Origin of the sequence: Rhodococcus sp. BS-15 (assembly GCF_000813105.1) — a bacterium.
Lineage (GTDB): Bacteria > Actinomycetota > Actinomycetes > Mycobacteriales > Mycobacteriaceae > Rhodococcoides.
The window spans coordinates 15,485-32,404 of sequence record NZ_BAOX01000005.1 but is presented as its reverse complement, the minus strand read 5'-3'; the positions used below and the strand labels follow the sequence as shown (position 1 = coordinate 32,404).

Sequence of the window (16,920 nt, the reverse complement as noted above, 5' to 3'; positions counted from 1 at the left end):
CCTTCATGCAGTCGGCATTCCCGGGGCGAGAGTGATTGTGCCGGAGCTGGTTACGCCTGTGTCATCGACCCAATCGACGACGGCGGAATCACCCGGGCGACGTCCGAGCAGCGCCTCCGATAGGTCCGATGAGGATTCGATCTCCCTGCCGTCGAACGTCACGATCACGTCCCCCGCCGACAATCCCAGGACCTCCGCCGGGGAATCGAACGTCACCGATACCACGGCCGCCCCGATCGCCGGCTTGTTCTCGAAGACCGACACATCACGCACCGAGACCCCGAAATACGGTGTGGGGCCCACGTGTACGGTGCCACCGGACTGGCCGGCGACCACCTGATCGAGCACCGCGACCGCCTCTGAGATGGGGACGGCGTACGCCTCGGGCGCCTGTGGGGGTGAGAACTCGGTTCCGTTGCGCGCCTCGTCGGACAATCCCGCGGTGTTCACTCCCACCACACGGCCCCAGGCGTCGAAGAGAGGCCCGCCCGAATCCCCCGATCGCACATCGGCGTCGACGCGAATCATTCGCTCCAACGTATTTCCTGAGCCGTCCACCGAACTGCGAGTACGCACCTGCTGATCGAGGGCGGTCACCGCCCCCGGGGCAGGCACCAATACCCCCGCACCCGAGGCATTCCCGACGGCGGTCACCGCATCACCCACCTCGGGAAGTGGGTCCGGAGCAAGCTCGACCACCGGCAGGTCGGCCGCGGTGATCAACTGCACGACTGCCACGTCACGGGACTTGTCGTAACCCAACACGGTGGCGTCGTAGATCAGTCCGTTGCCCATGTGCACTGCGCTGATCTCGGTGGCGTTCTCGACGACGTGGAAGTTGGTGAGCACGATTCCGTCGGGGGCGACGACGAAGCCGGTGCCGGCGACCCCGGAGAATCCTGCGGACGCCGAGAGGGTGACGACGGTGGGATCGACGCGAGCCGCGAGCTCCTCGGGCGTCAACGGTGGCGGTTCGACGACGGGAGCTGCCGGTGCGAGGGGTGCCGGCGCGGCGACGAAGTCTGCGGTTCCGGGATCGAGTTGCGGCGTCGCGAAGAGCCACACACCGGCAGCGACCAGCGTCAGTACCACCGCTCGTCCACCCGACCGCATAGGAACCGATTATGGTCCGGTGGCGATGGTGGTGCCAGCTACACCGACGAATCCACGGGTTGCCACCATCGATTCGGGGACTTTCGGCCGACAGACTTCGGGAATGACCAACAACGAACGAATCGAACACACGGAGGACAGAGTGGCTGCTGCGATTCTGCGGGCACCGTTCGCGAGGCGAACGTGGCGAGAGGGCGGCTATCTGCTCGTCGGTTCGATGCTGGGATTCCTCGGAGCGACGTACCTGTTCCTGGGCGCGGTATTCGGGCTGAGCCTGGTGATAGTCCTGATCGGCATTCCCTTGATCGCCGCCGTCATCGTCGGTGCGCGGAGTTGGGGTGTGGCCTACCGGGCGCTGTCGGAGACGATGCTCTCGACTCCGGTGGCTGCTCCTCCCCCCTTCCGTGCTCGCGGAATCTCCGGGTCCATCGCCGCCGGGTTGACCGATCGGGTCGGCTGGCGTGCGGTGCTGTTTCTCGTCATCCAGTCGTTGCTGTCGGTGGTCAACGTGTTCGTGGTGCTCATGTTCGCGGTGATCTCGGCTTTTCTGGTCGTGTCGCCTGTGGTGTGGGCCGTCGTGAAGCCGGTCAGCTACGACGCGGACGGGGTGGCCCGCCAATCCCTGATCCAGATCGATCAGACCTATTTCGACACGCTGCCCCAGATGTTGGCCGTGGCCGTGCTGGGAATCTGTGGGCTGTTCATTGCGCCATGGCCGATTCGAGCGATGGCAGCGGTGGAGCGCACGCTGACCGGATTGCTGCTCGCTGCCTCCGACGAGGATCGGCGAGTCTCGGACCTGGAGACGTCCCGCGCGGAGGTGGTCGACAATTCGACTGCGACTCTTCGACGGGTCGAGAGAGATCTACACGACGGCACACAGGCTCGACTTGTCACCATGGCCATGGCGCTGGGGAGAGCGGAGGAGAAGTTGGCACGCGGCGAAGACGCGTCGGAACTGGTGTCGGCTGCCCACGGCACCGCAAAGGAAGCGCTCGTCGAGCTTCGAGAGGTGGTACGCGGAATACACCCGCCCGCACTCGATCTCGGACTCGAAGCGGCCCTGCAGACACTGTGTTCGCGCAGCCCGATCCCGGTCGAGCTGACGGTACTGTTGCCACACCGTCCGGCTCCGAGCATCGAGACCATCGCATACTTCACGGTGGCCGAACTGTTGACCAACGCAGCCAAGCACTCCCATGCTTCGCAGGTGTGGGTCGATGCGCACGCGGACATAGCGAGTGTCGTGATCAGCCTGCGTGACAACGGAATCGGTGGTGCGGTTCTCGGAGCCGGCACCGGCCTGAAGGGTTTGCAGGCTCGAGTCGAATCCGTCGACGGAGCACTGCATGTGGACAGTCCGGTAGGTGGCCCCACCGCCGTGAAAGTGCATCTGCCCCTGACGTCTGGAGGAATCGGATCATGAAGGTGGTCATTGCCGAGGACAGTGTGATCCTACGAGACGGGTTGGTGCAGCTGCTGATCGATCGCGGATACGAGGTGCCGGCGATGGTGGGTGATGCCGAGGCGCTGGTGGCCGCAGTCGACGAGTATGCGCCCGACGTCGCGATCATCGACGTGCGAATGCCGCCGAGCTTCACCGACGAAGGACTCGTTGCGGCAGTACATCTGCGACGCCGCCATCCGGACGTGGGCGTACTGGTCTTCTCCCAGTGGGTCGAAACCCGATACGCTGCAGAGTTGTTGTCCGGCAGTACGTCCGGGGTCGGCTATCTGCTGAAGGACCGCGTCGCCGACGTCGGTGAATTCGTCGACGCATTGGTTCGGGTCGCAGCCGGCGGGACAGCGCTGGATCCGGAAGTGGTGGCTCAATGGGTGGGGTCCAGCGCAAAGCGGAGCACATTGGATGCGCTGACCGCGCGCGAACGCGAAGTGTTGGACCTCATGGCGCAGGGACTGACCAACGCAGCTCTTGCTGCATCCCTGCATGTTTCGGAAAGAGCAATCGAGAAGCACGTGGGAAATATCTTCGGCAAGTTGGGGCTACCCCCGTCGGATACCAACCATCGGCGAGTGATGGCAGTACTGCAATATCTCGGTCAGCCGTCGGGCACGGCTTCGTAGTCGACACCGGGCTCACCGATACCAGCGCCAGAGTCGCGGAGTTGTGCAGACCAACAGCACCGCCAAGGCAGTGACCACGGCCTGTCCGACGCGACCTGCCGTTATTCCGTCCGTCGGATCGTGGGGCGGGTAGTTCACGACGGCGTTGGCCGCCGCATCGAGAAGCAAGATCGCTGCGCCGAACACCAATCCGATACGTCTGCGTCGAGCGATGAGAACTGCCGCGAGCGGATCGAGGACGACGAGCGCGACGAAGAACCACGCGATGGCTACCGGTACCCCCGGATATGGATCTGATCCACCGCCGACGAGCTGCACCAGATGAACGACCGTGCCGTAAGCGAATACGGCCGTGAACACATACGTCAACGCATCGACGTGCCGTGGGGTGGATCGCACGGATACGAAGGTACCGCCCGTCTACAGTCTGCTCATGCCCGCGTCGCATCGACCCCGAGTCCTGATCGGCATCTCCGGTTGGACGTACGCGCCGTGGCGAGGAGATTTCTATCCGGCGGGCCTGGCGCATCGCAAGGAGCTCGGGTACGCATCGGAGCATCTGACGTCGATCGAGATCAACGGCACGTTCTATGCGATGCAGAAGCCGTCGAGCTTCACCAAGTGGCACGACGAGACGCCGGACGACTTCGTGTTCTCCATCAAAGGCGGTCGCTACGTCACCCACATCAAACGGCTCGTCGGCGTCGAGGCGGCACTCGCGAACTTCTTCGCCACCGGAGTGTTGACGCTGGGCGACAAGCTCGGACCGTTCCTGTGGCAGTTGCCACCGAACCTCGAGTTCGACGCGCAGAAGATGTCGGACTTCTTTGCCATGTTGCCTCGGACGGTCTCTGCTGCAGTCACTTTGGCCGAGTCTCGCGACGACAAGTTGGCCGAGGATCGAGTGTTGTTGCCTCCTGCGTCGGCTCGGGTCATGCGGCACTGTGTGGAGGCCCGGCATCAGAGCTTCGCCACCGACGAGGCCGTGCACCTGTTGCGAGAGAACGATATTGCGTTCGTTGTCGCCGACACCGCAGGCAAGTATCCGTACGTCGAAACTCCGACAGCCGATTTCATGTACGCCCGCCTGCACGGCGACGAGGAGCTGTATGCCAGCGGCTACACGGATGCGGCGCTCGATCGATGGGCCGCGAAGATCTCGGACTGGACGGCTACGGGCCGCGACGTGCACGTGTACTTCGACAACGACATCAAAGGATACGCACCCTTCGATGCAATGAAACTGATCGAGCGAATCGGTAGATGATTATTCGGCTCTCTAATTTCTACCGTAGAGAGCAGTAGGCACCACAATGGAGACGCGGGGCGCTGCTGTGAGCAGAGATCCGATCAGGCCGGTCGACGGCGACGAGGACCGGATCACCGGCACACTGGGTGCATGAAGCTATTGGTCCTCGGCGGCAGCGACTTCGTTGGGCGAATTGCCGTCGAACATGCTCTCGATCTGCAGTGGGATGTCACGGTCCTCAACCGCGGACACTCTCGTCCGAATCCGCGGGCAACCCCACTCCTCGGGGACAGGCGAGTCGCAGGCGGACTCGATGCACTGCGGAAGGGGCAGTGGGACATGGTGTTCGATACCTGGTCGTGGGAGCCGAGCGTCGTCGAGGAGTCGGCGGCGATGCTCGCCGGACGGGTCGACAGCTACATCTACGTCTCGAGCCGGTCGGTGTACGACGCGCCGCGAGCGGGATCGACCGAGACCTGGCCGACGGTGCAGGGGCCTGGCGAGGACTATGCGCGGCAGAAGTTGGGCGGTGAGCGAGCGGCAGTTGCGGCTTTCGGCGATCGAGCGCTGCTGGTCCGCGCCGGGCTGATTCTCGGGCCGTACGAGAACATCGGCCGACTTCCGTGGTGGCTGAACAGAATCGAGCGCGCCGGCGATGTGCTTGCGCCCGGTCCCGCTGACTTGGCACTGCAGTACGTCGATGCCCGCGATCTTGTCGCCTGGAGTCTGGCTGCAGCCGCGCGGGGTCTCGGCGGACCGTACGACGTGGTGAGCCGGCCAGGTCATGCCACGATCGGCGACGTTCTGCAGGCCTGCATCCAAGCCACCCGGTCCGATGCTCGCCTGTGCTGGGTGGAGCCGGATGTCCTCGGCGCTGCAGGTGTGCGGCCGTGGACGGAGCTTCCGATCTGGATTCCGCCGGGGGCTGATCATGATTCGCTGCATGCATCCGACGTATCGAAGGCATTCGACGCGGGGCTCCGGACACGTCCGATTCAGGAGACTGTGGCAGACACGTGGGTGTGGCTGCAATCGATGAACAGGCGGACGCCGATGAGGGGTGATCGGCCGCCCATCGGACTCCCGGCCGAGCGTGAGGCGGCAATTCTCGCGGGTCGGTGAACTCGACAGACGCGCGCGGAATAGTCAGACGCGTTCGGAATTGCCAACGGATCGGTGTCGAATTCGCGCGCGTGTGACGAACGCGCGCGCGTTTGCGAGTAAACCGGCCCGCTACCCCACTATTCATGACTCTTGGCTGAAGACTAGAGAGTGATAGACAACGCTACGGAGTGCAGAGTCGTCGCACCGCGCCCTCGATGATCGACGCCCGGCGCTGGTGTTCGGTGTCGTCGACGGGTCCGCAGTCGCTGCCCGGCGCAGTCATCCACGCGGAGGTGATGCCGAAGATCATGGTGAACAGGTCGTCGACGGTGTAGGCGTCGGAAATCAGGCCGTCCTGCTGCGCAACTGCCATGGCGTGTCGTCGCTCGGCTATCACCGCATGGATGTCGTCGGCACCCGCGACCGCCATACCGCCTTGAAGTTGCGTCCACAGCAGCAGTCGGTGTTCCTGAGGGTTCGCGGCGAGGTGCAGATACTCGCGTGCGGCGTATCCCCCGAGATCGTCGACGGTGAAGGGAACCGACTCCAGAAAGCGCGCGAACCCGTCTTCCACGACGGCCCGGAACAATGCTTCCTTGTCTCCGAAGTACGCGTACAGGCGTTCCTTGCTCGCTTTCGCCGAGACCGCGATGCGATCCACCCGTGCCCCGGCCAATCCGTGCTCGGAGAACTCTGTGCGTGCGGCGACGACGATGCGGGCGCGGGTTGCGCTGGCGTCTGGCTTCATGTCGGCCACCCTACCGCCAACCAACTAGTTCGTTTGACACTCGGTGCCGCATCGCCTACGTTTTCGTCGGGACATTTTTCGGGCCCGAGAATCAACGAGTACGAGTGGGGTAGAAACATGTCGCAGGTCTCCGAGCGCGAAGCGTCGGATCCGAATCCGAACTACGAGCGCCGGTGGTTGGTGCTCTGCATCGTCGCCATCACACAGCTCACGATCGTGCTGGACGGCACCATCGTCAACATCGCCCTACCGCAGGCGCAGATCGACCTCGGCATCAGCGACACCAGCCGCACCTGGGTGATCACCGCCTATGCGCTGGCCTTCGGTGCTCTGCTGCTGCTCGGTGGCCGCATCGCGGACTACTGGGGACGCAAGCGGTCGTTCATCGTCGGCATGGCCGCTTCGCCGTTGCCTCCGCAGTCGGCGGACTCGCCCAGGAGGGCTGGCAGCTGTTCATCGCCCGCGCAGGTCAGGGCGTCTTCGCTGCACTGCTCGCACCGGCCGCACTGGCGATCCTGACGGTCACGTTCACCGACACCAAGGAACGCGCCAAGGCATTCGGTGTGTTCGGAGCGATCGCCGGTGGCGGCGCAGCCGTCGGCCTGCTCCTCGGCGGAGTGCTCACCGAATACGCGAACTGGCGATGGTGCCTGCTCGTCAACATCCCCGTTGCGATCGTCGCCATCGCAGCCGCTGTCCCGCTGGTCATGGAAAGCAAGGCGCACGGAGACACTCGCTACGACCTGCCGGGCGCGATCCTCGTCGCACTCGGGCTGGCATCGCTGGTCTACGGCTTCACCGAAGCCGAAGACGGCTGGGCGACGGTACCCACCATCTCCTTCATCGCGCTCGGCATCGCTCTGCTCGCCGCGTTCGTCGTCGTCGAGACCAAGTCCGACAACCCGTTGCTTCCGATGAGTGTGCTGCTGGACCGTGACCGCGGTGCCGCCTACATCGGATCCGCCGTGATCGGTGCCGCACTGCTCGGTGGCACGTTGTACCTCACCTTCTATTTCCAGATCGTGCTCGAGATGAGCCCGGTGATCGCAGGCGTGGCATCACTGCCCATGACCGGCGGCATCCTGATCACCGCCGCGATCGCGTCCGCTCTCGTTCCGAAGATCGGGCCCAAGCCTCTCATGGCCGTCGGCCCCGTCGTCTCGGCGATCGGCCTGCTCCTGCTGACGCAGATCGGCGTCGACACCTCCTACTGGACGCACGTGCTTCCCGGAGTCGTGCTGCTCGGCCTCGGTCTCGGCCTGCTGATGGTGCCGATGCAGAACGTGGCACTCATCGGCGTACCGGATCACGACGCGGGTGCCGCCTCCGCTCTGATCAACGCCACCCTGCAGGTCGGCGGCGCACTCGGCGCAGCGGTGTTCACCACGGTGTACACCTCGTCCAAGACGTCCTACCTGGCCGACAACCCCACGCCGACTCCGCCCGCAGGAGTCCCCGCCGAGGCCCTCGCGGGCCAGGAGATCCCGAGCGACGAGGTACTGGCCGCGCTGCCGGAGCCGATCCGCGACTTCGTGCTCGCCACCATCGATCACGCCTTCGCAGCCGAGGTATCGGGTTACGCCTGGGCCTTCGGCACCGCCGCGATCCTGGTCGCGCTCGTGTGCCCGGTCGTGCTCGGGCTCGTCCGCGCGAAGAAGGACGACCTGCCCGTCGGAGACACCCCGGTCCACATCGGATAGCTCCACTCCCGCACAGACGAGAACCCCGCTGCTCACCGTCGAGCAGCGGGGTTCTTCGTTTCGAAAAGCCTCGTCAGTCCGGATCGATGGCATCGGACTGCGCGGTGAGCAGCATGTGCAGCAACTCGGGAGGCAGGGCCATCGGCGGCATCGCGCCCAGATCGATCGAATTCTCGGAGTCGCCGCCCAGTTCCGCCACCTCGTCGTGCAGGCTCTCCATCTTCTCGTCCAGCTTGTTCGCGCTCTCGGCGGCATCGGTCAACTCCGCGAGCAGAGTCGGCGGGATCTCCCCGCGGTACTTGTAGAAGATCTTGTGTTCCAGGCTCGCCCAGAAGTCCATCGCGATGGTGCGGATCTGCAGCTCGACGAGCACCGGTTGGACGCGGTCGGACATGAACACCGGAATCTCGACGATCAGGTGCAAACTCTTGTAGCCGTTGGGTTTCGGATTCGCGATGTAGTCCTTGACCTCGACGACCCGAATGTCGGTCTGGCTGCTGAGCATGTCTGCGATGCGGTAGGTGTCGGAGATGAAGCTGCAGGTGATGCGGACCCCGGCGACGTCGAAGATGTTCGCACGGATCGCGTCGAGATTGAGTGCGCACTTCTTGCGCTGGGCCTTGTCGACGATGCTCTCGGGGGTCTTCAACCTCGACGAGACGTGCTCGATGGGGCTGTAGCGGTGAATGTGAGTGAATTCCTGCTTCAGGATGTTGATCTTCGTGATCAGCTCGTCAATTCCGAACTTGTAACTCATCATGAATCGCGTGAAATCGTGTCTCAGCCGACCCAGGTCGACCGCAGTCTCACCGTTCTTCATGACCTCGTTCATGATCACGATTGTCCACGACGGCCGGCCGAGCGCGCGCGGCGCGGGAATCGAAGCTTGCATCACTGCACGACGGACCCAGCTCCGGTGTGAATATCACGACGTCACAGGACTGGCACTGATGCGTGCGGTGATGCCCCAGCTCGCACGAACACGCTCGTGAACCGACGAGAACCGAACCGGCGACGAGCCGATGACCGTTGCCACACCGCGTGGGTGCTCTCTCGGCCCACCTGTCTCCGACGCGGTACAGCGAGCCGGCCGCGGGCTCTGGTTCGAGTGCCATCGCGCGCGACCGCCTTCGAGAATCCATGCCGTCCGATATGGACCGCCCGAAGTGGCTCCGCTGGCTGCATCGCCAACTCCGGGGGCCTGCTCAGGCTAACAGAACTCGAACGTGTGTTCTAACTCGTATGTCAAAACCACGTTTTGCGGCCACCGACTGCGCGCCCCATCGAACCGAGCACCGTCAGAACGAGGCCGACGACAATCAAAATGATGCCGATGGGCGTCAAAAACGAAAGGGTCGTGAAATAGCCGATGAGGGCGAGGATAATTCCGAGAACGATCATGACCACTCCTGGTGTTGGGGTGAGCCCGGTACCGGCGGATGCCGATAAGACCGAAGCTACGCCACCGAGATGGAGGAATGGTCACAATTGTCGCTATTTTCCGGCATCCACTTTCGCTGCGAGGAATGCCTCGGGGTCGATCAGATCGGCCTGTCCCACGATCGACCCGAGATCCGCGATACGTTCGATGCCGGTGAGCACCATCTCTTCTTCGACCGTGCCCTCGGCGTATCCGTAGTAGCAGGTCGACGTCGTGTGGTTGTGGTCCTTGTCGATTCGGTTCGCGCGGCCCTCGATCTGGCGAATGTCGATGGGTGTCCAGCGAGGATCGTGGATCAGCGTCACGCGTGGCGCGAGAGTGGAGACCGTCCCTTCCGGGAGCAGTAACTCGTTGGTGTGCAGGTTGATTGCGCTGGTGGTGGTCGAGACGATGACCGACGCGTCACCGGTCTGAAAACGTCTGATCGACGCCTCCTGCTCCGGGCTGCTCATACTGCCGTCGACCACTGCGACGTCGAGACCCTCGTCGCGCAGTGTCTGCGCCAGCGCGGCGACCGACTCGCGGTAGAACATCGAGACGAACACCTGATTGCCGGCCTTGACCCACGTCCGCACCTGATCGGCCGACGCGGGAATGCGTAAGTACGAACACTTCTGACGGAATCGCAGGGTAGCGGCGCGGGTGCTCGGATTCTTCTGCAGCACCCGCTTGCCGCCGACGGCCTTCCAGATCGGAAGCCCGACTTCCTTGCGGTAGTCCACCCACGCCGAGTTGTACAGCCGCTTCTGCGCGGCCGTGAGTTCCTGGCCGAGTGGCTCGCGCGGAGTCGGCGGCGAGGGACGCGAAATCGACCACGGCACAGCGCCTCCCGACAACCACCCGTGCACGGACGCGATATCGCGGGCGCGTCGGGCCGCGTCCTCGGGCTCCCACCGCCACGTCGTCAACCCCGTCGTCGCCTTGCCTGCCTTGACGGCGAACCCGGATTCGATGAGGAACTCCGCCCACTTCATCGTCACCGCATAGCCGAGATACTCGTCTTCACCGAGGATCTCGACCCCGCGGCTGCGCTCGACGGCCCTGGCCATGTAGGCGAAGTGCAGCGGCTGATAGCCGGGCGTGGCAGACATCCAGACCACCGAGCGGGCCGCTTCCTGATACCGCCAGAGGATCTGCGACTGCTGCGATTCGATGTTCATCAGCGCATGCGATTCGTCGGCGATCACCACATCGATGTCGAACCGAAGCTCGCCGAGCGAGATGGTCCGCTTGTTCTGAGTCCGTTTACGTTTGCCCAGGTCGGTCTCGGGCGGAACCGACAGGAGCTTCTTCGTCGACTGGTACGTGATCAGCAGCCAGCGCTTGCGGTCGGCCGGCTCGATGTCTGCCTCACTGTCTGCGATGGTTCGACGCCACCCCGGCAACGCACCCTTGGGTGCGACCACCAGTACCGTGCCGATCTCGGCTGCCGACATCTGCCGGACTGCCTCGCACACCGCCAACGTCTTGCCCAGACCCGTCGAATCCATCTGCGCGAAGTACGGGAACCCGGCCTCGAGCGCGGCGAGATGGCGTCGAACGGATTCGAGCTGCGTGTCACGCGGCTGCATCGCCCGCTCCCGCACCTCTTCGTCACGCCAGCTTTCGTTGGCATCGTCCTCGAGCCACCGCTGCAGGCTGTAGGGCATCGACTCGTACGGCTGCAGATACTCGGGCAGCTCCGTGCCGTAGTACGCGAACACCCGAGGACCCGGATACCAGCGCGCCCCGGCAGCGCCCGCTGCCGACCGATCCTCGAACGGCACGTCCAGTACCCAGACGCGCTCACCGGGATCGGGCACCCGCAGATCGGGGGCAGCGGACTTGCGCGGGGCTGCTCTCTTGCGAGGTGCGGCCTTCTTCGCCGCGGGTTTCTTGTCCGCAGGCTCACCGTTCTTGGCGGCCGCGAACTTTCGCGCAGCGCTGCTCTGCCCGGCCTTGACGGTGCGGGCAGTGGTGGATCGGGCTGTGCGTCTACGAGGTGGCATCGGATCCAGTCTGTCGTACGGTGTGCACGAACACCGTAAAGGAGCCCTGTGACATACACGAACGACCCGCGCGCCGTAGTACTCGTCCACGATCAGGATCCGGCTCTCGCGCGACGCGACATCGGCACCCTCGACGCCGAATTGCGCACCAGGGGTTTCCAGTTGGACGTCCACTCCTTCGATCACAGCCCCGATGTTGCGCCGCCGCTGCTGTCCGACGCGCAGCTGTTGGTGGTCATGGGCTCGCCCGACGCCGTCTACGACGACACGCTGACGTGGCTCGCCCCGGAACTCGCGTACGTCCAGGACGCGATCGACGCGCAGGTTCCGGTCCTCGGTGTCTGCTTCGGCGGCCAACTGCTTGCGCGAGTACTCGGCGGATCGGTCCGCAAGTCCGCGCATCCCGAGTACGGATTCGTCGACGTCGTGACCTCCGATCCCGAGCTCGTGGCCCCAGGGCCGTGGATGGAGTTCCACGGCGACACCTTCACCGCGCCGCCGCAGGCACGGTCATCGCCCGCAACGAGGCAGCGCAACAGGCATTCGTGGTCGGACCGCACCTCGGGCTGCAGTTCCACCCCGAGATCGACCTCGATACCTACGACGCGTGGGCCGCAGCCTGGGACCGCGACGGCGTCGAACATGCGGTGGACGTGCACGAGATCAGGAGAGCGATCGCCGACGCCGAAGCGGCGGCTCGGGCGCGTTGCTCGGCCCTGCTGGACGCATTTCTCGCCCGATCCTCGGCGGTGCCCCGGTAGGGTCGAACGATGACCGAGGCCAGGCCCAGCAACTTCAGCGATCACCAACTCGGCATCTACGCCGCCGGGATGTTCGCGCAGCAGACACCGTCGATCACCACCAACCTGGCGCGGCTGGAGGACCAGGCCGCCGAGAAGCTCTCGCCCGAGGCTCTCGGCTACATCGTCGCCAGCGCGGGCAGCGGCTCGACGGCTCGTGCGAACCGGGCTGCCTTCGACAGATGGGCCATCGCGCCGCGGATGCTGCGCAGCTCGGCTGCCCGTGACCACGCGTGCACCGTGCTCGGCACCGACATGCCTGCGCCGCTCATGATCGCTCCCGTGGGCATTCAGACTCTCGCGCACCCGGAAGGAGAGCTTGCCACCGTCCGTGCAGCTGCGGAACTCTGTGTGCCGTACATACATTCGACGCAGGCCTCGCATTCGTTCGAGCAGATTGCCGAGGCGGGCGGCGACGCTCCCCGCTGGTATCAGCTCTACTGGCCGACGGACGAGTCGGTGCTGCTGAGCTTCCTGCAGCGTGCGAAGGATTCCGGGTTCACCGCGCTGGTGCTGACTCTCGACACCACCTTGCTGGGCTGGCGGCCGGCCGATCTGGACCGCGGTTACCTCCCGTTCCTGGCCAACCTCGGTATCGAGAACTACTTGACGGATCCGGCATTCCAGGCCGGCCTGGGGCAGCCGGTCGAGGAGAATCCCGTTGCCGCCGCTATGCATTGGGCGCAGATGTTTCCCAACCCGGGTCTGTCGTGGAAGAACCTGGCGTTTCTGCGGGAGCATTGGAGCGGCCCGATCGTGCTCAAGGGAATCTGCACGGTGGGCGACGCGCAGGAGGCTGCTGCGCACGGAGTCGACGGCATCGTCGTCTCCAACCACGGTGGTCGTCAGATCGACGGGGCCAGAGCATCACTCGACGCGTTGCCCTCCATCGTCGACGCGGTGGGCGAGCAGCTGACAGTCCTGTTCGACTCGGGCGTACGCACCGGAGCCGACATGGCCAAGGCCCTCGCGCTCGGCGCCGATGCGGTACTGCTCGGCCGACCGTTCCTCTACGGACTCGCACTCGGCGGGCAGGAGGGCGTCGCGCACGTATTACGTTGCCTGCTGGCCGAATTCGATCTGGTCACCAGCCTGTCCGGTCATGCCGGTGCGGGCGAGCTCGGCCGCGACTCGATCATGGAGTCCTGATGGAGTGGACGAAGCACTCGATCTGGTGGCACCTGTACCCGCTCGGCTTCACCGGAGCGCCGGTGCACGGCTGGGACGGTGAGTCCCAAGCGAATCTGCACCGGCTGAACAGAATCGAGAAGTGGCTCGATTACGCACTCGAGCTCGGCGCGTCGGGCATCGCCCTCGGTCCGATCTTCGAGTCCGAGAAGCACGGCTACGACACGGTCGACTACTACCACGTCGACGGCAGACTGGGCACCGACGAGGACATCGAGTCCCTGATCGCCGCAGCGCATTCCCGAGGCTTGAAGATCATGTTCGACGGCGTCTTCAACCATGTGGCGCAGAGCTTTCCGAAGTTCCGGCAGGCCCTCGCCGAGGGCCAGGACTCCGAGGCCGCGCAGTGGTTCCACCTCGATTGGTCCGGCGACGAGCCGACGCATCGCAACTTCGAGGGCCACGACGAACTGGTTGCGCTCAACCACGAGAGCCCGCACGTGCAGCAGTACGTCGTGGACGTGCTCTCGCACTGGCTGGGGCGAGGCGTCGACGCCTGGCGGCTCGACGCGGCATATGCGGTGTCGCCGCGTTTCTGGGCCGCGGTGCTGCCGAAGGTTCGGGAAAAGCACCCGGACGCATACTTTCTCGGCGAGGTCATTCACGGCGACTACGACCGAATCGTCTCTGCCTCCACGCTGGATTCGGTCACCCAGTACGAGCTGTGGAAGGCGATCTGGAGTGGTCTGAGCGAGAAGAACTTCTTCGAGCTCTCCCATGCGCTGGAGCGGCACAACGGGTGGCTCGACGCCTTCGTGCCCGCCACGTTCGTCGGAAATCACGACGTCAATCGCATCGCCAGCGTGATCGAGGACGAGCGACATCTGGTGCACGCGTTGGTGGTTCTGTTCACCGTGGGCGGTATGCCGATGATCTACTACGGCGACGAGCAGGCGTTCCGCGGCATCAAGGAGGACCGTGTCGGCGGCGACGACGAGGTGCGTCCGGAGTACCCGGACACGTCCGAGGATCTCGCCCCGTACGGCTGGCCGGTCTTCCACATTCATCAGGAGCTGATCGGTGTACGGCGTCGAAACCCGTGGTTGTACTCCGCGCGCACCGAAACGCTCGAGCTCACGAACACCGCGCTGCTCTATCGTGCGCAGGCGGGCGAGAATTCGCTGACGGTGGCGCTCAATCTCGGCGACGATGCCATCGACCACCCGGTCCAGGGCAGCGAAGTACTGGCAGGTGAGGCGAACGTGAACGACGGGCGGGTGAGCGTTCCGCCGCACGGCTGGGCTGTCATCGGCTGATCGCTGCATACGGTTGTGTTCGGCTGTCTACGCCGAACACAAGAAAGCGGTAGAGGCCGCTACAGGTACAGTCGAGCGCGACACGGGGTGCCCCCAGGGGCTGAGAACACACCCGTCGAACCTGATCTGGTTAGGACCAGCGAAGGGAATGTCGTGACGTTTCGGTATTTCCTGTCCCTCGCGACGGTCCTGACCTCGAACGAGAGGCGAGGCGCATGAAATTCGACGAGCAGACGGTCTTGGTGACCGGCGGTGGACGCGGACTGGGAGCATCGATCGCGGCAGCATTTGCCGGTCAGGGTGCACGCGTGGTGATCGATTACCGCAACAGCAAGGATGCTGCCGAAGCGCTGGCGGACCGACTCGGCGAGAACGCGATCGCAGTGCAGGGTGACGTCACCGACGAGTCGGCCGTCGCCGCACTGTTCGATACTGCACGCGAACACTTCGGCACCCCGATCACCACCGTCGTCAACAATGCGCTGGCCGATTTCTCCTTCGACGGTGATGCCCGCCCCAAAGCCGACACCATCACCTGGGAGCGTTTCGACGCACAGCTGCGTGGCAGCGTCCGCGCGGCCTTGCTCACCACCCAGGCTGCAGTGCCGGGTATGCGGGAGGCGGGGTTCGGACGAATCATCAACGTGGGCACCAATTTGTTCCAGAATCCGGTGGTGCCGTACCACGACTACACCGCGTCCAAGGCCGCCCTGCTCTCACTGACGCGAACGTTGTCCGCGGACCTGGGCGCAGACAACATCACCGTCAACATGGTCTCGGGCGGACTGCTCCGCACCACCGATGCCAGTGCCGCGACCCCGGCCGAGGTGTTCGACTTCATCGCGGCCTCGACCCCGTTGCAACGCGTCACCACGCCCGAGGAGTTCGCCGATGCCCTGCTGTTCTTCGCTTCGCCGTGGGCGCGGTCGGTGACCGGGCAGAATCTCGTCGTCGACGGCGGCCTGGTCAAGGACTGACATGCACCTCAACGCGTTTCTCTACGGTTGCGGCCACCACAGCGCCGCGTGGCGTCATCCCGATTCGCGGGTGGAGGAGCTGGGCGACATCTCGTACTACGAGGAACTCGCGCGGCTCGCCGAACGGGGAAAGTTCGATGCGGTGTTCTTCGCCGACGGACATTCGGTGCGCGACCCGGCCGGAGCCGGCACCTGGTTCCTCGAGCCGATCACCGCTCTGTCGGCCATGGCCAGGGCCACGACGCACATCGGTCTCGTCACCACGGTGTCGTCCACGTTCTACACCCCGTTCCATGCTGCACGCATGTTGGCGTCGCTCGATCACATCAGCGGCGGCCGTGCGGGCTGGAACGTCGTCACCTCCATGTTCGACGCCGAAGCACGCAATCACGGAATGGACGTCATCCCCGCTCGTGAGGAGCGCTATGCGCGCGCCGAGGAGTTCGTCGATACGGCTCTGGCGCTGTGGGATTCGTGGGACGCCGACGCGTTGACACTCGATCGAAGCGGACACTACGCCGATCCGGCCAAGGTGCACTCGATCGATCACGACGGCAAGCACTTTCGGGTCGACGGCCCGTTGACGGTGCCGCGGTCGCCGCAGGGCAGGCCGGTCCTGTTCCAGGCCGGCGCGTCGGGCCCGGGGCGTGATCTCGCCTCGAAGTACGCCGAGGCGATCTACGCCGTCGCCTACGATCTCGTTGCGGCGCAGAGCTATTACGAGGACGTCAAGCTACGCATCGACCGCTCCGGTCGCGACAGCGCGGCGGTGGGGATCATGCCGGGGCTGGTGACGTACGTCGGCTCGACCATGGAAGAAGCCCGCCGGAAGAAAGCCGAGCTGGATCGGCTGCTACCCACCGAGCAGTCGCTGGCGATGCTGTCCACGTTCACCGGACAGAACTGTGCTGCTTGGGAACTCGATGCTCCGGTACCGCCCCTGCCCCCGGCGGCCGAGTTCACCGGACCGCTGGGTCGCTACGAAACGATCCTGCGCATCGTCGAGAAGGATGCGCCCACCGTGCGGGAACTGCTCGGTACCCTCGCGGCAGGCGGCGGGCACGCCACCATGATCGGCACCCCGGAGTCCATAACCGACGAGATGCAGTCGTGGATCGGCCGTGGTGCCGACGGATTCAATCTGATGTGTCCGCGATATCCGGACTCACTCGCGGACTTCGTGGACCACGTGGTCCCGATCCTGCAGCAGCGCGGTATCTTTCGGACGGACTACACCGTGTCGACGCTACGCGGACACCTGGCTACCTGAG

At 64.7% G+C, this 16,920-nt stretch carries 17 protein-coding genes and 1 riboswitch; of the genes, 11 read left to right on the top strand and 6 right to left on the bottom strand.

Features of this window, described 5'->3' with window-relative positions:
• Nucleotides 1–3: 3 nt before the first annotated feature.
• The gene (locus RHBS_RS01480) at nt 4–1,113 is read right to left on the bottom strand and encodes a S1C family serine protease (protein WP_128644672.1); all 1,110 of its coding nucleotides are present in this window, start codon (nt 1,111–1,113) and stop codon (nt 4–6) included.
• Nucleotides 1,114–1,216: 103 nt separating this feature from the next.
• Between RHBS_RS01480 and RHBS_RS01475 the strand changes: the two genes are divergently transcribed.
• Both RHBS_RS01475 and RHBS_RS01470 read left to right on the top strand, forming a co-directional pair.
• Entirely contained in the window at nt 1,217–2,539 is a 1,323-nt protein-coding gene (locus RHBS_RS01475) for a sensor domain-containing protein (protein WP_237668926.1), read from the top strand.
• Nucleotides 2,536–3,198: a response regulator transcription factor gene (locus RHBS_RS01470; protein WP_128644670.1), complete on the top strand. Its 663-nt coding sequence runs from the start codon at nt 2,536–2,538 to the stop codon at nt 3,196–3,198. The genes RHBS_RS01475 and RHBS_RS01470 overlap by 4 nt, the downstream gene beginning before the upstream one ends.
• A gap of 12 nt (nt 3,199–3,210) precedes the next feature.
• On the opposite strand, the gene RHBS_RS01465 is transcribed toward RHBS_RS01470, so the two are convergent.
• On the bottom strand, nt 3,211–3,558 hold the full coding sequence (locus RHBS_RS01465; RefSeq protein ID WP_128644669.1) for a hypothetical protein: 348 nt from the start codon (nt 3,556–3,558) through the stop codon (nt 3,211–3,213).
• Nucleotides 3,559–3,631: 73 nt separating this feature from the next.
• Here RHBS_RS01465 and RHBS_RS01460 point away from each other — a divergent pair, with 73 nt between their 5' ends.
• Both RHBS_RS01460 and RHBS_RS01455 read left to right on the top strand, forming a co-directional pair.
• Nucleotides 3,632–4,465 (top strand): DUF72 domain-containing protein, encoded by an 834-nt coding sequence (locus RHBS_RS01460; protein ID WP_128644688.1) that lies wholly within the window; start codon nt 3,632–3,634, stop codon nt 4,463–4,465.
• 132 nt (nt 4,466–4,597) lie between these two features.
• Nucleotides 4,598–5,569 carry an NAD-dependent epimerase/dehydratase family protein gene (locus tag RHBS_RS01455; RefSeq protein WP_121871459.1) on the top strand — a complete coding sequence of 324 codons (972 nt, stop codon included), beginning with the start codon at nt 4,598–4,600 and terminating at the stop codon, nt 5,567–5,569.
• 163 nt (nt 5,570–5,732) lie between these two features.
• On the opposite strand, the gene RHBS_RS01450 is transcribed toward RHBS_RS01455, so the two are convergent.
• Nucleotides 5,733–6,299, bottom strand: coding sequence for a TetR family transcriptional regulator (locus RHBS_RS01450; protein ID WP_128644668.1), 567 nt, complete (start codon nt 6,297–6,299; stop codon nt 5,733–5,735).
• A gap of 117 nt (nt 6,300–6,416) precedes the next feature.
• Between RHBS_RS01450 and RHBS_RS31370 the strand changes: the two genes are divergently transcribed.
• Nucleotides 6,417–6,818, top strand: coding sequence for an MFS transporter (locus tag RHBS_RS31370; protein WP_272913833.1), 402 nt, complete (start codon nt 6,417–6,419; stop codon nt 6,816–6,818).
• Nucleotides 6,749–7,999, top strand: a complete 1,251-nt coding sequence (locus tag RHBS_RS01445) for an MFS transporter (protein ID WP_272913832.1) — start codon at nt 6,749–6,751, stop codon at nt 7,997–7,999. The genes RHBS_RS31370 and RHBS_RS01445 overlap by 70 nt, the downstream gene beginning before the upstream one ends.
• Nucleotides 8,000–8,072: 73 nt before the next feature.
• Here the strand turns inward: RHBS_RS01445 and RHBS_RS01440 are convergent, their stop codons facing one another.
• The 3 genes from RHBS_RS01440 to RHBS_RS01435 form a co-directional block, all read right to left on the bottom strand.
• Nucleotides 8,073–8,831 (bottom strand): GTP pyrophosphokinase family protein, encoded by a 759-nt coding sequence (locus tag RHBS_RS01440; protein ID WP_128644687.1) that lies wholly within the window; start codon nt 8,829–8,831, stop codon nt 8,073–8,075.
• Between the two features lie 413 nt (nt 8,832–9,244).
• Entirely contained in the window at nt 9,245–9,400 is a 156-nt protein-coding gene (locus tag RHBS_RS28655; RefSeq protein ID WP_187298324.1) for a DUF6131 family protein, read from the bottom strand.
• A gap of 93 nt (nt 9,401–9,493) precedes the next feature.
• The gene (locus tag RHBS_RS01435; protein WP_237668925.1) at nt 9,494–11,428 is read right to left on the bottom strand and encodes a DEAD/DEAH box helicase; all 1,935 of its coding nucleotides are present in this window, start codon (nt 11,426–11,428) and stop codon (nt 9,494–9,496) included.
• 48 nt (nt 11,429–11,476) lie between these two features.
• On the opposite strand from RHBS_RS01435, the gene RHBS_RS01430 reads away from it, so the two are divergent.
• From RHBS_RS01430 to RHBS_RS01410, 5 genes are all read left to right on the top strand, one after another.
• Nucleotides 11,477–12,202, top strand: a complete 726-nt coding sequence (locus RHBS_RS01430) for a type 1 glutamine amidotransferase (protein ID WP_237668924.1) — start codon at nt 11,477–11,479, stop codon at nt 12,200–12,202.
• Nucleotides 12,199–13,377 (top strand): alpha-hydroxy-acid oxidizing protein, encoded by a 1,179-nt coding sequence (locus RHBS_RS01425; RefSeq protein WP_128644667.1) that lies wholly within the window; start codon nt 12,199–12,201, stop codon nt 13,375–13,377. The genes RHBS_RS01430 and RHBS_RS01425 overlap by 4 nt, the downstream gene beginning before the upstream one ends.
• Nucleotides 13,377–14,672 (top strand): alpha-amylase family protein, encoded by a 1,296-nt coding sequence (locus RHBS_RS01420; RefSeq protein ID WP_128644666.1) that lies wholly within the window; start codon nt 13,377–13,379, stop codon nt 14,670–14,672. The genes RHBS_RS01425 and RHBS_RS01420 overlap by 1 nt, the downstream gene beginning before the upstream one ends.
• A gap of 73 nt (nt 14,673–14,745) precedes the next feature.
• Nucleotides 14,746–14,838: riboswitch (TPP riboswitch) on the top strand.
• A 49-nt stretch (nt 14,839–14,887) separates the two neighbouring features.
• Nucleotides 14,888–15,649: a 3-oxoacyl-ACP reductase gene (locus tag RHBS_RS01415; RefSeq protein WP_128644665.1), complete on the top strand. Its 762-nt coding sequence runs from the start codon at nt 14,888–14,890 to the stop codon at nt 15,647–15,649.
• Between the two features lies 1 nt (nt 15,650).
• Entirely contained in the window at nt 15,651–16,919 is a 1,269-nt protein-coding gene (locus RHBS_RS01410; RefSeq protein ID WP_128644664.1) for an LLM class flavin-dependent oxidoreductase, read from the top strand.
• Nucleotide 16,920 lies beyond the last annotated feature (1 nt).

Coding starts and splice junctions, on each gene's coding strand:
- RHBS_RS01480 (WP_128644672.1), bottom strand. CDS start 1,113: ATGCGGTCGGGTGGACGAGCGGTGGTACTGACGCTGGTCGCTGCCGGT.
- RHBS_RS01475 (WP_237668926.1), top strand. CDS start 1,217: ATGACCAACAACGAACGAATCGAACACACGGAGGACAGAGTGGCTGCT.
- RHBS_RS01470 (WP_128644670.1), top strand. CDS start 2,536: ATGAAGGTGGTCATTGCCGAGGACAGTGTGATCCTACGAGACGGGTTG.
- RHBS_RS01460 (WP_128644688.1), top strand. CDS start 3,632: ATGCCCGCGTCGCATCGACCCCGAGTCCTGATCGGCATCTCCGGTTGG.
- RHBS_RS01455 (WP_121871459.1), top strand. CDS start 4,598: ATGAAGCTATTGGTCCTCGGCGGCAGCGACTTCGTTGGGCGAATTGCC.
- RHBS_RS01450 (WP_128644668.1), bottom strand. CDS start 6,299: ATGAAGCCAGACGCCAGCGCAACCCGCGCCCGCATCGTCGTCGCCGCA.
- RHBS_RS31370 (WP_272913833.1), top strand. CDS start 6,417: ATGTCGCAGGTCTCCGAGCGCGAAGCGTCGGATCCGAATCCGAACTAC.
- RHBS_RS01440 (WP_128644687.1), bottom strand. CDS start 8,831: ATGAACGAGGTCATGAAGAACGGTGAGACTGCGGTCGACCTGGGTCGG.
- RHBS_RS28655 (WP_187298324.1), bottom strand. CDS start 9,400: ATGATCGTTCTCGGAATTATCCTCGCCCTCATCGGCTATTTCACGACC.
- RHBS_RS01435 (WP_237668925.1), bottom strand. CDS start 11,428: ATGCCACCTCGTAGACGCACAGCCCGATCCACCACTGCCCGCACCGTC.
- RHBS_RS01425 (WP_128644667.1), top strand. CDS start 12,199: ATGACCGAGGCCAGGCCCAGCAACTTCAGCGATCACCAACTCGGCATC.
- RHBS_RS01420 (WP_128644666.1), top strand. CDS start 13,377: ATGGAGTGGACGAAGCACTCGATCTGGTGGCACCTGTACCCGCTCGGC.
- RHBS_RS01415 (WP_128644665.1), top strand. CDS start 14,888: ATGAAATTCGACGAGCAGACGGTCTTGGTGACCGGCGGTGGACGCGGA.
- RHBS_RS01410 (WP_128644664.1), top strand. CDS start 15,651: ATGCACCTCAACGCGTTTCTCTACGGTTGCGGCCACCACAGCGCCGCG.